12 protein-coding genes are annotated in these 14,612 nt (G+C 59.0%); 9 read left to right on the forward strand and 3 right to left on the reverse strand.

Going from position 1 to position 14,612, the window contains the following annotated elements:
* Positions 1-49: 49 nt before the first annotated feature.
* From fliF to KUW67_RS05295, 9 genes are all read left to right on the forward strand, one after another.
* The gene (gene fliF / locus KUW67_RS05255) at positions 50-1,615 is read left to right on the forward strand and encodes a flagellar basal-body MS-ring/collar protein FliF (protein ID WP_224824227.1); all 1,566 of its coding nucleotides are present in this window, start codon (positions 50-52) and stop codon (positions 1,613-1,615) included.
* Positions 1,612-2,223, forward strand: a complete 612-nt coding sequence (locus KUW67_RS05260) for a flagellar biosynthesis protein (RefSeq protein ID WP_224824228.1) — start codon at positions 1,612-1,614, stop codon at positions 2,221-2,223. Before fliF ends, KUW67_RS05260 begins: the two co-directional genes overlap by 4 nt.
* Positions 2,213-2,476: a FliM/FliN family flagellar motor switch protein gene (locus KUW67_RS05265; protein ID WP_224824229.1), complete on the forward strand. Its 264-nt coding sequence runs from the start codon at positions 2,213-2,215 to the stop codon at positions 2,474-2,476. Before KUW67_RS05260 ends, KUW67_RS05265 begins: the two co-directional genes overlap by 11 nt.
* Positions 2,473-3,201, forward strand: coding sequence for a flagellar type III secretion system pore protein FliP (fliP, locus tag KUW67_RS05270; protein ID WP_224824230.1), 729 nt, complete (start codon positions 2,473-2,475; stop codon positions 3,199-3,201). Before KUW67_RS05265 ends, fliP begins: the two co-directional genes overlap by 4 nt.
* Positions 3,202-3,257: 56 nt before the next feature.
* On the forward strand, positions 3,258-4,136 hold the full coding sequence (locus KUW67_RS05275; RefSeq protein ID WP_370634909.1) for a flagellar motor protein MotB: 879 nt from the start codon (positions 3,258-3,260) through the stop codon (positions 4,134-4,136).
* Between the two features lie 90 nt (positions 4,137-4,226).
* The gene (locus KUW67_RS05280) at positions 4,227-5,528 is read left to right on the forward strand and encodes a flagellar hook protein FlgE (protein WP_224824231.1); all 1,302 of its coding nucleotides are present in this window, start codon (positions 4,227-4,229) and stop codon (positions 5,526-5,528) included.
* Between the two features lie 28 nt (positions 5,529-5,556).
* On the forward strand, positions 5,557-7,005 hold the full coding sequence (gene flgK, locus KUW67_RS05285) for a flagellar hook-associated protein FlgK (protein WP_224824232.1): 1,449 nt from the start codon (positions 5,557-5,559) through the stop codon (positions 7,003-7,005).
* A gap of 2 nt (positions 7,006-7,007) precedes the next feature.
* A complete protein-coding gene (locus tag KUW67_RS05290) occupies positions 7,008-8,015 on the forward strand; it encodes a flagellin (RefSeq protein ID WP_224824233.1) in 1,008 nt (335 codons plus the stop codon).
* Positions 8,012-9,112 carry a flagellar basal body P-ring protein FlgI gene (locus tag KUW67_RS05295; protein ID WP_224824234.1) on the forward strand — a complete coding sequence of 367 codons (1,101 nt, stop codon included), beginning with the start codon at positions 8,012-8,014 and terminating at the stop codon, positions 9,110-9,112. Before KUW67_RS05290 ends, KUW67_RS05295 begins: the two co-directional genes overlap by 4 nt.
* Here the strand turns inward: KUW67_RS05295 and KUW67_RS05300 are convergent, their stop codons facing one another.
* Genes KUW67_RS05300 through KUW67_RS05310 form a run of 3 tightly spaced genes read right to left on the reverse strand, consistent with a single transcriptional unit; the run spans position 9,113 to position 14,545 of the window.
* Positions 9,113-12,424, reverse strand: a complete 3,312-nt coding sequence (locus KUW67_RS05300; RefSeq protein ID WP_224824235.1) for an error-prone DNA polymerase — start codon at positions 12,422-12,424, stop codon at positions 9,113-9,115.
* Positions 12,424-13,956: a DNA polymerase Y family protein gene (locus KUW67_RS05305; protein ID WP_224824236.1), complete on the reverse strand. Its 1,533-nt coding sequence runs from the start codon at positions 13,954-13,956 to the stop codon at positions 12,424-12,426. Before KUW67_RS05305 ends, KUW67_RS05300 begins: the two co-directional genes overlap by 1 nt.
* A complete protein-coding gene (locus tag KUW67_RS05310; RefSeq protein ID WP_224824237.1) occupies positions 13,859-14,545 on the reverse strand; it encodes an ImuA family protein in 687 nt (228 codons plus the stop codon). Before KUW67_RS05310 ends, KUW67_RS05305 begins: the two co-directional genes overlap by 98 nt.
* Positions 14,546-14,612: the final 67 nt, after the last annotated feature.

The following is a 14,612-nucleotide window of genomic DNA, read 5'->3' on the forward strand; positions in this document are numbered from 1 at the left end:
TGAAGGGGGTGCCGGCGGGCAGAAGGTCCGCCCTTACAGGAGCTATATCGTGCAGCAGATTCTCTCTGTCTGGTCCTCACTGACACTGCAACGCCGTGTCTTTGTCACCGTCGCCACCTTACTGATGTTCGCCGCGATTCTTGGTGTTTCCAGGCTGGCTGCGACGCCGAAGATGGCCTTGCTTTACTCGGGCCTTGAACAAGGCGCGGCGGGGGAGGTGATCTCTCGGCTGGAACAAGCCGGGGTTGCCCATGATGTGCGCGGTGGAGCGATTTACGTGCCGCAGAACGAGCGGGACAGGCTGCGCATGACGCTGGCGCGCGACGGTATCCCGGCGAATGGCTCCGCCGGGTACGAGCTACTTGATTCGCTTTCGGGCTTCGGGACGACGTCCCAGATGTTCGACGCCGCTTACTGGCGCGCGAAAGAGGGCGAATTGGCCCGCACAATCTCGGCCAGCCCCTGGATCAGAAGCGCACGGGTCCATATCGCAACACCGTCTTCACGCGCGTTTGCGCGCAATATCAAGCCAACCGCATCGGTGACCGTGACAGCAGCGGGCGACGGTGTGTCGGCAGGGCAGGCGAAAGCGCTGAAATATCTGGTGTCTTCTGCAGTATCAGGGCTGACGCCGGAAGACGTATCGATCATCACAGAAGACGGCATTCTAGTCGGGCGCGAAGATGCGGTGGTCAGCGGCGGTGAGATGGACCGCGAACAGGCTCTGCGCAGCAGTGTCGAGCGGCTTCTGGAAGCGCATGTCGGCTTTGGAAAAGCCATTGTTGAAGTGTCTCTGGAAACGGTGACGGATCGCGAATCCATCGTTGAGCGTCGGTTTGATCCCGAAGGACGCGTCGCGATCAGTACGGATACGGTCGAGACCACGAACGAGGCGACCGACAGCGCGGCAGGTGGGGTCACGGTGGCGTCGAACCTTCCCGATGGAGATGCGGCAGGCGGGGGTGGCGCGTCTTCTTCGCAAAACTCAGAAACACGCGAGCGCGTGAATTTCGAGGTGTCCGAGACGCAGCGCGAAGTTCTGCGCGCACCGGGTGCGATCAAGCGTCTGACCGTCGCTGTGATGGTGGATGGCATCCGCTCAACCAATGAAGACGGCACGACGACATGGGCACCAAGGACAGATGTCGAGATGGAGGTACTACACGATCTGGTCGCCTCTGCCATCGGATTTAACGAGGCGCGCGGCGATGTCATCACGCTGAAATCGCTTGAAATGACGCCGCTTGAATTACCGGGGACGCCGGCAGCGGGCTCTGTGCTTGACGGGATCACGATTGACCTGATGTCGATCATTCAGGTCTGCGTTCTGGCGCTCACCTCACTGGTGCTTGGCCTCTTTGTCGTGCGGCCTATCCTGACCACCTCATCACCGGCCAGCCTTCCTGCTCCTGCCACCATGACCACCACACCGGACGGCACGTTGCCAACGTTAACCGGCACGACGCTGGCCGCGGATGATGTGATGGCACCCGAAGGCCAATCCCAGCGTCTTCCCACCGAAGATCCCGTCCTGCGTCTGCGCCAGATGATTGAAGAGCGGCAGGATGAAACGATGGAGATCCTGCGCAACTGGATGGAGGAAGAAACGGCATGAATGATCAGCGTTATTCTTACGAAGACTTCAGCAGCTCTTCTCCAAGCCCGGAGGCTGATGCGAGTGGCCCAGCGCTTTCTGAAGATCAACGGCTGGAGGCTTATGAGACCGGGTTCAAGGCCGGTTGGGATGATGCCAATGCCGCGATGACCGAAGGCGCGGCCGCCGTTGAAACAGCGGCGACGCAAACCCTGTCAGACCTGTCGTTCACATTGGCCGAGGCAAAGGCGCATACGCTTGCCGCACTACGTCCGCTGATGGAGCAATTGGCCTCTAATATTCTGCCAGCGGTTGCGCAAAGCAGTCTCGCACCGCTGATTGTCGAAAAAGTCCTCGCGGTCGCTGACACCAGCATGGACACGCAATTGAGCCTACGCATCGCGCCTGAAGATCGCAGTTCGATCGAAGATGCGCTGGAAGGGCATTGCGAACTGCCACTCAGGCTCATTGACGAGGCTACGCTGATGAGTGGCCAGGCAAACCTGGACCTTGGTGCGATTGAGCATCAGATCGACCTACCCGCGCTGACTGCCGAAATCCAGGCAGCGGTCTCTGATTTCTATAGCCTGCAACCTAACTTGTCGGAGGAACACGCCGATGCCGTCTAACACTTCAGGCTTCAAGGACGTCCCCATCGAGGTCACAATCTCTGTCGGGACCGCACGGCCAACGGTCAAGGAACTGCTTTCACTTGATGAAAACGCTATCCTAACACTGGATCGCCGCATCTCGGACCCTGTGGAACTTTACATCGGCGACAAGCTGATCGCGCGCGGGGAGCTGCAGGAAGCCGATGACGAAACCGGTCAATTGGCGGTGCGCCTGACCGAAGTCTCTGGTCTTTCCGGGGCCGCTGAATGATCCTGCGCTGCGTTCTGGTTCTGCTGGCAATAGGCCTTTTCGCCCTGCCTGCCTCTGCGCAGGAGGTGACGCTTTCCTTGGGGGATGACAGCTCTCTGGCGGCGCGCAGCATCCAGCTTTTGGTGCTTGTAACAATCCTCAGCCTCGTGCCGGGGCTTGCCATGATGATAACCTGTTTTCCGTTTATCGTGACGGTTCTGGCCATCCTCAGACAAGCGATTGGCCTGCAACAATCCCCGCCGAATATGTTGATCGTCAGCCTTGCACTTTTCCTGACCTATTTCGTGATGGAGCCGGTTTTCACCGCAGCCTGGAATGCTGGCATGGTGCCCTTGATGGCCGAAGAAATCGCCATCGAAGAGGCGTTTCAACTGGGCATCACACCCTTTCGGGAGTTCATGTCGGCCCGCGTCGATCCCGAGACCTTCCTGAGCCTCGCCGATCTGCGCGGCGCGACAGAAGTTGCGGTGACCGACAGCGATGTGCCGTTGTCCCTGCTGGTCCCGTCATTCCTGATCAGCGAGATTGAGCGGGCCTTTCAGATCGGCTTTTTGATCTTCTTGCCTTTTCTTGTCATCGACCTCGTGGTTGCCGCCGTGCTGATGTCGATGGGCATGATGATGGTCCCGCCTGCGATTGTGTCGCTTCCCTTTAAGCTTGCCTTCTTCGTCGTCGCCGACGGTTGGAGCCTCATCGCCGGGAGCCTTGTGCGCAGCTACTTCTAAACGCCTCGCATTTTAATTGTTAAGCCGCCCTTCACATTTGCCGCCTAAGACTGGTCTTGGGTGAAAAATGTGGTGGTGTGATGGGTGTGCAATCAAACGCACCAGTCATCATCAAACGGAAAAAGATTGTCCAAGGTGGCGGTCATCATGGGGGTGCCTGGAAGGTTGCCTATGCTGATTTCGTGACTGCGATGATGGCCTTTTTCTTGTTGATGTGGCTGTTGAATGCGACAACAGAAAAACAACGCAAGGGCGTCGCGGATTACTTCTCTCCGACGATTCCGATCAACCGGATTTCCGGTGGTGGGGACGGTGCCTTTGGTGGCGACAGCATCTTCTCGGAAGAAACGATGGCGCAGAATGGCACCGGTGCCAGCAAACAGTTGCCGACCTCTTCGAATAAGTCGAAGGGTGCGACCGGTGTGCAGGATAATGCTGACGCCAAGGGTCAGAACGAAGGGGCGGATACGGAAGCCACCGCCTTGAGCTCTCTTGAAGAAATGCTTGCGGCGAATAGTGGCGAAAGCATGGTTGATCAGGATTTGCTCAGGCATATCGTAACCAAACGGACAGACGAAGGCTTAGTCATCGCTTTGCGCTCGCAAACAAATCAGCCCCTTTTCAAGAACAGGTCAGAGCCGACCGATCTTATGGTCGCTTTGGGCGAGATGCTGGTGCGCGTTTTGAGCACGATCAGCAATGACATTGCGATCGCGGGACACATGCGCGCGCAACCTGTCGTTCTGAAACAGAACACGACCTGGGATGTCTCGATTGATCGGGCAGCCCAAATGCGAGACTTGATGACCAATGCAGGTTTTGAGCCTGAGCGGATCAGAACCGTGCGCGGCCATGCAAGCCGCATTCCATCGGTGGCTGACCAGATGAATGTCGTCAACGACCGCATCGAAGTAATCGTTTTGCGCGAGAAATAGGTTCAATTGTATTTGTTAGGCTGGTGTTAAACCTGCGCCCTTAACTGTTGTGGCAGACCAATCGGTTGATGCAGCAGAAAGGCGCAACCCATGACAATTTCTTCCTCGCTGAATGCGGGCGTTGCTGGCCTGTCGGCCAATGCAAGCCGTCTGGCCACAATCTCGGACAACATCGCGAACTCTTCGACCTACGGCTATAAACGCGCGTCGGCAGATTTTCATTCGATGGTGATCACAAGTGGCACCGGCTCTTACTCGGCCGGTGGCGTACGGGTGACAACCCAACGCCTGATCGATGAGCGCGGGCCGTTGGTCTCCACGTCGAATGCAACCGATTTGGCCGTCCGCGGCCGTGGCATGTTGCCCGTCACGTCAGAGGCGTCAGTTGGCGTCGCAAACGGGGAAAACCCGCTTTTCATGACAACGACCGGATCCTTTCGTACCGATGCTGATGGCTTCTTGAAAACCGAATCCGGCCTCGTCCTGATGGGCTGGCCTGCACTTTCGGATGGTACGATGCCAACCTATCCGCGCGACACCGCAGACGGGCTTGAGCCTGTGCAGATCAACGTGAACCAGTTTGGCGGCAAGCCGACAACACGGATGACGTTGGGCATGAACCTGCCCGCGACCGAAACATCTTCGACCAGCAGCGGGGATATGAAGGACTTGTCGATCGAATATTTCGACAACCTTGGGACCTCCAAAAACGTGATGGTCGAGTTTACGCCGACCATCCCTGCCAGTGGCTCTTCAAACGAGTGGACGATGGTTATCACCGACTCCGCTCAGCCCGGGGTGGTGATCGGCGAATATGTTCTGGAGTTTCAGGATAGCCGGACCGGTGGTGGTACGCTGGACAATGTGAGCGTGACCAGCGGTGTCGGATACAACGCAGCCACAGGTGACATTACGGTGAATGTCGCCGGTGGGCCGATTAACATCAACATCGGTATTTATGGCGATTCCAACGGAATCACGCAGCTATCTGATAAATTCGCACCGGTAAACATCAACAAAGACGGCTCTCCCATCGGGAACATGACCTCGGTCGAAGTGGATGAGAACGGTTTTGTCCACGCGTTCTTCGATATCGGTCTGAACCGTGTGATCTATCAGGTTCCGCTGGTTGACGTGCCCAATCCAAATGGACTGATCCCGCTTGATCACCAGACCTATCAGGCGTCACCAGAAAGTGGATCGTTCTTCCTGTGGGACGCGGGCGATGGACCAACTGGTGATGTGGTCGGCTTTGCCCGCGAGGAGTCCGCGACCGATGTTGCTGGGGAATTGACGCAGTTGATCCAGACGCAACGCGCCTATTCCTCGAACGCGAAAGTCATCCAGACGGTTGACGAGATGTTGCAGGAAACCACCAACATCAAGCGCTGATCCCCGGTGATCCCAGAAGGATGATCCGATGAGCATTTCCTCTTCCCTCTCAAATGCCTTGTCCGGCCTGACTGCGGTGTCGCGGTCGGCCGAGCTGGTGTCGGCCAATTTGGCGAATGTCACGAACCCGAACTACGCGCGGCGCGAGATTGAGCTTTCGGCGCGCGATGGTGGTACGCTCTCTGGTGGTGTGTCCGTTTCAGGGGTCAATCGGGTCGTCGATCAGGCGCTTCAGACAGATCGACGACATGCGGATGCAGATGTGGCGAATGCGCAAACCCGGAACAGCTTTTTCCAGCGTGTGGAAAACAGCGTGGGCCTACCCACCGAGAGCAGTTCGTTAACCGCAAAGATGGCCGCCTTTGAGGCGACATTGATCCAGGCAAGCAGTCAGCCCGCATCTGACGCGCATCTGCGCGCTGTCGTCACTACGGCCGGATCGGTAACCGATCACATAAACCATGTTTCGGAGGATATTCAGTCCCTCCGTATGGATGCAGATCGCAATATTGCGACCGAGGTCAAGACGCTCACGACCAAACTGGACCAGATCCGCGATCTGAATTTCGACATTGCGCGCCGCGGTATGGGGGGGCACTCGACCGCGGCGCTGGAGGATCACCGCGCAGCACTTCTTGATGATGTCAGCCGGATCGTGCCATTGCGCGAGGTTCAAAGCGACAACGGGCAAGTCTCGCTTTTCACGCTCGGTGGCACACAGTTGTTAGGCGGACAGGTGAGCGAAATCACCTTCAATTCAACAGGATTGATCGTTCCGCATATGACCCAAGATAATGGATTACTTGGCGGGCTTGAGGTCAACGGGACCGCGATTGACGCCGCAACTGTCTTTGCGGGGGGCTCCCTTGCAGGCCATTTCGAGGTGCGTGACGAGCTTGCCGTGACGGCGCAGCGCCAGCTTGATGCGGTTGCCCGCGATCTGATCAGTCGGTTTGAGGATCCAGCGGTTGATCCAACCTTAACAACAGGCGATCCGGGCTTTTTCACCGATGCGGGTGCCGCCTTGGACCTTGCCGCCGAAACGGGCCTCGCTGGTCGCGTTAAGGTTAACGCATCTTTGGATTCTGCACATGCTGGCGCTGCCTGGCGTGTCCGCGACGGGATAAACGCCAGCGCAGAGGGCCCGCCCGGCGATACAGGTCGCCTGACAGCAATGATCGACGCCCTTCAAGCGCTCAAGCCGACACAATCCGGCGGGTTCAGCACAAGCGCGCGATCACTGAGTGGACTTGGATCGGATTTTCTGTCGGAACTCGGGCGCCAAAAGCTCGATACGGGTTCCGAAGTCCTATTTGCGACCACCCAACAGTCGGGGTTCCGCTCGGCCGAGCTTGAGAACGGCGTTGATACCGATCAGGAGATGCAGAAACTCCTACTGATCGAACAGGCATATTCGGCAAATGCGCGCGTGATTCAGACAGTCGACGAGATGATCGACGCGTTGTTGAGGATCTAGCGATGACAATTTCAAGCATCGGAGATCTCGCGCAGAGCCTGTCCATGCGGCAGCACAATGCGAACCTGCGCACTGATTTTCAGCGCCTGACAAAAGAGATTGCGACGGGCCAACACCACGATCTTACCGAAACCGTTCAAGGTGGCTTTCGCCCTCTCGCTGGTCTGGAGACATCGTTAACGCGGCTGTCGGGATATGAGCATGCAAGCCGTCAGGCCGTACTTTTGAACGACGGTGTTCAGTCCCTTCTGGAGCAGGTGAATGCACGCAGTAGCGAGATGGCTCCGCGTCTTCTGTCGAGCGCAAACAGTGGTAATGCAGAGCTTCTCGCAGCCTCCAGCCAAGCCGCCGAGGTTGAGTTTGAAGGCGTCGTCTCAGCGCTGAACACTCAAGTTGCGGGGCGCACGCTTTTGGCAGGGCAGGCCATCGACACGACCCCACTCGCGCCCGCTCAGGATATCCTGTCAGCCGCAAAGATCGCCATGACCGGATTAACCACCGCAAGCGATATCAGCGTCGCCCTAGATACTTGGTTTGACACGGGCGGCTCATTCGAGACCGATCACTACAACGGTTCCACCATACAGGCGTCGCCTTTAACGGTCGGAGAGGGGATCACAATCGAAGAGCCGTTAACTGCGATTGATGATCAAATAAAAGCGACCCTGAAGGGGTTCATTATGGCCGCGATCGTGTCTGAAAACACGAACGCCTTGCCTGCGGCTGAACGTGCCGCTTTGGCTGCGGACGCGGCCGAGACACTGATCGGTGCAAGCACCGGGCTGGTCCAGCACCAAGGGCGCGTCGGGGCCAATCAAGGCGTACTTGAGTCGCGCCTGACCGAGATTGGGGCAGAGCGTCACGCCGTTGAAATGGCCCGCAGCGCGATCACCGCAATTGACCCCTATGAGGCCGCAACCGAGCTGCAAAATGTCGAGAGCAGTCTGGAGCTGCTTTACACCATTACCGCGCGACTCTCGCGCCTGAACCTATCGGATTTCCTCAGATGATGCGTATCTTTCTTGCCGCCATTCTTGTGCTGCTGCCGCTTCTGGCAGAGGCCAGTCCGATCCGTCTGAAGGATCTGGTGGAGTTCGATGGCGTGCGCGGAAACGACCTTGTCGGTTACGGTTTGGTCGTCGGTTTGAACGGCACGGGCGACGGGCTGCGCAACGCACCGTTCACCGAAGAGATCATGTCGAACATCCTCGAACGGCTGGGCGTCAACGTGGCCGGGGAACAGTTTCGCCCCAAGAATGTCGCTGCCGTTTTCGTCACTGCCAGCCTACCGCCCTTCGCACGGGCAGGCAGTAAGATCGACATCACTGTATCGGCCATCGGGGATGCCAAAAGTCTACTGGGCGGCACATTGGTGATGACACCACTCAACGCGGCGGATGGCCAGATTTATGCGGTTGCACAAGGGACTGTGATTGCTGGCGGTGCCGCTGCAGAAGGCGAGGCCGCGCAGGTTGTGCAGGGTGTGCCGACCGCAGGTGTCGTGCCGGATGGCGCACGTGTGGAACGCGAAATTGCATTCGATTTTGGTGCACTCCGGTCGATCCGGCTGGCATTGCGGACACCGGATTTCACCACAGCGTCACGCATTGAACGCGCGATCAATTCGGAGTTTGGACGGCGTGTGGCGGTAATGTCTGACGCCGGCACCGTTGAGTTGGATATAGACGCGACGCGCATGTCCTCCCCGGCGCACGCGTTGGGGCGGGTTGAGAATATCCTGGTCGAGCCGGAACGGCGCGCGCGCGTGGTGGTCGATCAACGCTCTGGCACGATTGTGATGGGCGAGGATGTGCGTATTTCACGCGTGGCCGTTTCGCAGGGGAACCTGACCCTGCGGATTGAGGAAGCCCCAATTGCGGTGCAGCCAAACCCCTTTGCGGAAGGTGAGACGGTGATTGTGCCGCGCACCCGCGCAGGGATCGAAGACGAACCCGGAATTGGCTTGGCCGAAGTGCGGGGCGGTACGTCGCTGTCCGAGGTGATCGCCGGGCTCAATGCGCTGGGCGTCGCACCGCGTGACATGATTGATATCTTGAAAAGCATCAAAGCTGCAGGTGCGCTTCATGCGGATTTTGTGGTGCGCTGATTAGTGAAAGTCGCGTGATTTCGGGATGATACGGACGTTGCGCGGATGGCGCGAATGCGTGTCCGGGACCGGGCGCAAGACCTCGTCTGCACGCGATAACTGAATTGGCACCGGCTCGTTGGAAAGCCGGTCCAGCGCATCGCTTCGATCATGAAGCTGTTGAACGACAACGTGGATCACATCCCGGTCACGTTGCACATATCCGCGCACGTCGATCAGACGGCTTTGCATGACGGCCTTGCGGAACTGCTGCATGATCTTGGGCCAGACGACCAGATTTGCGACGCCGGTTTCGTCCTCGATCGTGATAAAGCATACACCTTTCGCACTGCCCGGTTTTTGCCGGATCAGCACCACACCCGCCATCGCGATACGCTGGCCATTGCGCATCTGCGCCAGTTGCGCAGCAGAGGCGTAGCCTTGCCGGTGCATGCTTTTGCGCAAGAAGGACAGCGGATGCGCTTTGAGCGACAAGCGCAGGGTTTGGTAATCGGCCACCACATGCTCGCAGGACGGCATTTCCGGCAAACTCACTGCATGGTCTTCCCCTTCATCTGGCGCGTTCTTCTCGATGAAAAGCGGCAGGTCCGGTGCGTCTTTCAGTGCGCGCGCATCCCATAGGGCGGCGCGGCGATCCAACATCATCGACCGGAAGGCATCCGCCGCCGCAAGTCGATGCATCGCAGTTGCGTCCAAACCGGCCCGCTTCTTGAGATCTTCGAGGCTCGTGTAAGGCTCGGCCCGATGTGCCTCGATCCGTTGAGCCATCTCTTCGCGGAACCCGTCGATCTGGCGAAGACCAAGGCGGACGGCGAATGTGCCAGGACCTGTCGGTTCCAGCGTCGTGTCCCAATGGCTGAAATTTACGTCGGGGGCGCGCACCTCGACACCATGTTCGCGAGCATCGCGGACAATCTGTGCGGGGGCGTAAAACCCCATGGGCTGCGAATTGAGCAGCGCCGCACAAAAGACATCCGGATAATCGTGCTTGATCCAGCTTGAGATATAGACCAGCAGAGCAAAACTGGCCGCATGGCTTTCGGGAAACCCGTATTCGCCGAACCCTTCGATCTGGCTGAAACAACGCGCGGCAAACTCGGCATCATAGCCGCGTGCGATCATGCGGCTGACCATCATTTCCTTATGTGCCGTCACCATGCCGCGGGACCGAAACGTCGCCATCGCCTTGCGCAGCTGGTTCGCCTCAACCGACGAAAACCGCGCGGCAACCATGGCGATCTTCATCGCCTGTTCCTGAAAGATTGGCACACCAAGGGTGCGCTCAAGAATTCTTTCTAGCTCATCGGGCGGGCCATGCTCCGCCCCCGGAGAGGGATACGTCGCCTTCTCCAGACCCTGCCGACGCTTCAAATAAGGATGCACCATGTTGCCCTGAATGGGTCCGGGTCGCACGATGGCAACCTGAATGACAAGGTCGTAGAACTTTTCAGGCCTTAATCGTGGCAGCATGTTCATTTGCGCCCGGCTCTCGACCTGAAAGACGCCCAGACTGTCGCCTTTCTGGAGCATCTCATAGACAGAAGGCTGCTCGGGCGGGACGGTGGCCAAGTCGTACTTTTTGCCATGATGCGCCTCGATCAGGTCGAAGGCTTTGTGGATGCAAGTCAGCATGCCCAGCGCCAGCACATCGACCTTGAGGATCCGCAACTCGTCAATATCGTCCTTGTCCCATTCGATGAAACTGCGATCGGGCATGGCGCCATTGCCAATGGGAACCGTCTGGTTCAATGGCGTTTCCGTCAGGATGAAGCCGCCCACATGCTGGCCCAGATGACGCGGCATTCCGATCAGTTGATCCGCCAGTTTAATCGCCCGCGCGAGAAGCGGATCGTTCAGATCGAGACCGGCCTCTTCGGCCTCCGACACACCAATCTCGCGCCCCCAACTGCCCCAGATCGTCTTGGCCAAAGCCGTAGTCACATCCTGGCTGAGGCCCATGACCTTGCCAACCTCGCGGATCGCCATGCGGGGGCGGTAATGGATCACGGTCGCGCACAGCCCGGCGCGGCTGCGACCGTATTTCTCATAGATATGCTGGATCACTTCTTCGCGCCGTTCATGTTCAAAATCGACGTCGATATCGGGGGGTTCCTTGCGCTCTTCCGAGATGAAGCGCTCGAACAGCAGATCGTTCTTGGCGGGATCAACGGCGGTGATGCCCAGCACGTAACAGACCGCCGAATTGGCGGCTGATCCACGACCCTGACACAGGATCGGCGGTTCCGCTGTCTCGCGCGCGAACTGAATGATGTCGTGGATCGTCAGGAAATACTGTGGGATATCGAGCTTTCTAATCAGCGCCAGTTCCTTGAGTATACTTGCGTGGGTCTTGTCCGGAATACCTTCCGGATAGCGCGTTTCAGCGCCCGCCCATGTCAGTTCCTCCAGATATTCTTGCGGGGTTTTGCCTTGGGGCACGACCTCTTTGGGATACTCGTAGGACAGCTCTGTCAGATTGAACGTGCAGGCATCGGCGACGTCGCGCGTGGCACGGATCGCATGGGGCCATTCCGCAAAAAGCGCGATCATTTCATCGGGGGATTTCAGATGCCGTTCCGCGTTCGCGTATAGCAGAAAGCCAGCCTTCGCGATGGTTGTCTTTTCGCGAATACAGGTCATCACATCCTGCAAGGGCCGCCGTTCGGGTGCGTGGTAATGCACATCATTTGTCGCAAGGATCGACATGCGGTTCTCGCGGGCGAGCTTGTCCAGAAAGTTGATCCGGGCGCGATCATCGCCGCGATAGAGGTAGCTGGCCGCGATATACTGCAAACCCGGAAGCGCTTTCTTGAGACGCCGCAGACCTGACGCAAACTGCCTGTGATCAGCTTGGGGAAGTGCAATCAGAATGACGCCTTCGCTGTGATCCGAAAGATCCCGCAGTGAGATATCGCAAGCCCCTTTGGCCTGCCATTGGCCGTCTTGGTCATGCATTTTGCCTTTGGTCAGAAGCTGGCACAGCCGTCCATAGGCGGCCCGATCACGCGGATAGGCGAGGAACTCTTCCCCTGTGATCAGGCGCAGACGGCACCCGATTACGGGGCGGATATGTGCTTTGCGGGCTTCCGCGTGAAGCCGCACGATCCCGGCCATCGTGTTCAGATCAGCAATGCCCAGCGCATCATAGCCGTGATCCCACGCAGTGACGGTCAGATCGACCGCATCGGAGGCGCCGTAGAGAAACGAAAAGCAGCTGGTCACGCCCAGCTCGACAAAGGGCTTGCGCGCATTTGGGGTAAAGCCACCCTCGGCCAAGGTGCGCTTGGGGTGTTGGTGATCGTTCTGGGGCATCAGGCAAACATCCCGTGGACAAACCAACGCGGGTCACCGCCGCGCCCATCGCCGTGAAGCCCTTGGCGGTACAGCCAGAAACGGCGGCCTGCGTGATCCTCGACCTTGAAGTAATCGCGCAGACGGGTGCCGGGCATGTCGTGCCACCACTCGGGTGCGATGCGTTCGGGGCCGGCATAGCGCGTGACCTTGTGGGTTTGCCGCCGCCAGATGAACTGAACCGGCGGGCCTTTCGGCACTGCGTAAAGCACACGCACTTCTTCAGGATGGCTCAGCAAACGGATCGGGCGTTCTGCTGCCACAGCCTCAGTCGTATCGCCCGCTCCATGCAGGGCAGCGACCCAGTTTTGCGCCCGCTCCGGCACATGGCTTTCGCGCAGTGCAGGTTTGCTAACCGAACGCACCCCGAAGCGTGCGGTCAGGCGGTCGATCAGCCGCGACAGATCAACCGTCTCATCGGCGCGCCCCTCCAGATGCGCTTGCACAACCTGCATCTGTTCGGTTTGCCCGGCATCCAGTGTGATCAGATCAAACCCGTAGCCCGGATTGATCGCATCCAGCTTGTCGCGGAAGAGATAGAGCAGATGATCCGGGTCGCGACTATGCACCGACATTGCCACGTCGATGCGATGCGTATCGCCATCTGTGTGATAAACGGTCAGCAGAAGACGGCGACAACCATAGCCCTGCGCCTCCATCTGGTCACAGAGCTCACGGCAAAGATCCGGCATGAACGGCGTCGGGTCCATGATCGGTTCAGGCAAGCGGGCATGGGCGCGAAACGACGGGGCGGCATCGGGGCTTGAGACAGGCTCTGCCGTGCGGCCCATCGCTTGATCCAGACGGATCACCGGGTTCTCGTTCAGTTTGGCTTTGACGAAGCGGCGGGTCAGCGACAGGCGCGGCACATCGGCCAGCGCGCCAATGGTTTTCAGGCCCAGACGGCGCAGCAATGTCACGGTACCATTATTCAGCCGCAGCGCCTCTGCCGGAAGGGGTGAGAGTTTTTGCGCGATCTCGCCCTCAGGGCAAATGCTGCGCACGGTGCCATAACGCGCCAAGGCCCAAGCCGCGCCCCATGTGGGAGCGAGCGCGATTTGCGCGGTCAGGCCAAGTCCCGAAAACGCCGCTTCCATATCAGCCAGCATCGCGACCTCGCCACCCCACAGGTGATCTGACCCGGTCGTGTCCAGCACCAAGCCGTCCGGGCCGTCCTGCACTGACCACGGGCACCAGCGACGCACCCAGAACATCAACTGTTCCATCGCGTGGCGATCCCCGACAATGTCGGCATATTCAACGCGCAGATCAGGCAGCAGCGCTTTCATGTCTGTCACACGCGCGCCGCGTTGCACTCCGGCCAGCCGTGCGGCGCGGTTGGTGTCGTGGATCACCGGGCCATGCTGGCCCTCGGCCACCATCGCGGCAGGCAGATCATCGGGTGGCGCGGCGCCGGTCTGCTCCATCACGCGTTTCCACCGCTCCATCGACAGGTGCGGCAGAAAAATCGAGACGACCCGTCGCCCGGTCATAGCGCACAGCCCAGATGCCGGGTTGTGCTGCGCGCGAGCGGAACAGTTCGACCTGCCAGCGCGAATCGCCGGGGGATTGGGCATCGTGCGGATGCGCGGCGGATGGCAGCGATGCGATGCGCCAGCGATTGCGCGCTGCGCTCAAGTTTGGATGCGCCGCGCGCCGGATCAGCCAGCAGGGCACGCCATTGGCCTCGGCCCGAAGGGCGAGCCGTTTGGTTGCCGTGAAATCCAGCGTGGGCGGATCGCCCCATATCTCGCCGATCACGGCGCTGACCGATTGGCAGCGCAGCGCGTCCTCCATCGCGACCAGCACGTCGGAGGGGCGACTGACCGCAACCCGCATGACCGGCTGCGTAGGGCCAATGCCGGGCATATAAGGCTGACCGGCCTCCTTGGCGGAAAGCCGATCTTGCGCCCACAGCACGGTGCCTGCCTCGCGCGGCAGATGCGCCAGCACGAATCCCACAGCCGCCGCGTCCGCAGCGGTCTGGGCAAACACGTCTGACAGCACTTTCTGCGCACCAATACTGCGCAACGACAGCCGGGTTTGGCTGGACAGTCGTTTGGAGGGCGCAAGATAAGACATTCAAAGGGCAGCGAATCCGTTAATTGTTCTCTTTTTGTTCTAGCTTGTTCCCGGAACACGGTCAAAT

It is taken from the genome of Cognatishimia sp. MH4019, from assembly GCF_020177595.1.
Classification (GTDB): domain Bacteria; phylum Pseudomonadota; class Alphaproteobacteria; order Rhodobacterales; family Rhodobacteraceae; genus JAHTBL01.